This window comes from Vibrio sp. Vb0304, assembly GCF_033338995.1.
Classification (GTDB): domain Bacteria; phylum Pseudomonadota; class Gammaproteobacteria; order Enterobacterales; family Vibrionaceae; genus Vibrio; species Vibrio alginolyticus.
Window position 1 is genome coordinate 1 of sequence record NZ_JAWOTT010000305.1, and the last position, 1,104, is coordinate 1,104.

The 1,104-nt window shown below is 47.3% G+C and carries 2 protein-coding genes; both read right to left on the minus strand.

From position 1 onward, the window contains the following. On the minus strand, positions 1 to 339 hold a 339-nt coding region (locus R7P35_RS25825; RefSeq protein WP_318093306.1), incomplete at its 3' end, for an MFS transporter. Then, positions 336 to 980 (minus strand): recombinase family protein, encoded by a 645-nt coding sequence (locus R7P35_RS25830; RefSeq protein ID WP_005458375.1) that lies wholly within the window; start codon positions 978 to 980, stop codon positions 336 to 338. The genes R7P35_RS25825 and R7P35_RS25830, both read right to left, overlap by 4 nt. Between the last annotated feature and the right edge of the window lie 124 nt (positions 981 to 1,104).

Here is a 1,104-nt window from a genome sequence, read left to right on the forward strand (position 1 = left end):
GCAACCCGTCCCTAAGCCCTGCAAAAAGCGGCCTAATACCATGCCAGTAAACGTATGGCTCCAGAAAATGATCATCAGCAAGCCGGACATTGCGATCAGCAAACCAGCGAGTAGCACTTTCTTGCGCCCTAATGCGTCGGACATTGGGCCATAGATGAACTGGGAAGGGCCAAATCCAAGTAGATAAATACTCACGAGGAGCTGCGCTTGATCGAGTGAAACTGAGAAGTCTTTGGCGATCCAAGGTAGGGAAGGCATCACTAAACCCATGCTCAGTTGGCCAACACTGATGATCAAACATGCCAATAGAATCGTGCGGAAATTGATGGGACGGTTCATGATGATTCACCATCGGCGAATCCGGCATTTTTTCGCGTTCTTAGAGCGCCATCTTCATCAAACTCGCTCAATTTTGCTTTGACTCGTTTAACCGTCGACAAGCTGACATCGCATTGCTCTGCCACGCTTAACAGCGTGTTCCCTTCTAATAGTAACGCCGCGATGAGCCGATGTTTTTCCCGGTCAGCAGGGCGGCCACGGAACTTCTGTTTCCACAAATCTGGTTGATCTTTAATGGCTTGGCGGCCTTGCTCTGCCGCGAACAACCGATGTTGAATTTGTACCTTTCCATAACCTGATAGCAAAGCGAGTAACGTTTTCGTCTGTTCTGAGTCAGGTTCAAACGTCAATGGTTCACATACGGTTTTTAGTGTGACGCCTTTTTCAAGCAAGGCTCGAATGGCGTTGAGAGCCTGACTAAAATCGCGACCAAATGCTGTCAGCCACCACATCACGATGGTGTCGCCAGATTGAATAGTATTGCTAAGTTTTTGAAACGCTTCTCTTTCTGAAGGGGGAACGCAGCCACGAATTTTATCTTCAAAATGCAGTGCATCAGGAGCGGCCTCGCGCAACGCAGCAAGGTGCTCACTGTGGGCTTTGTTTTTCGGAGAGTAGCGCGTGTAGATATAAGTCGTCATGACCGCATTCCTCATAGGGCTGGTTCATATACTGTAATGGTCCATAAATATACAAGGGTTCATTAATGCTTACAACACTAAATGAGCTATTTAAGTTTTCTTAGAGCATATCCCAATTATCTAG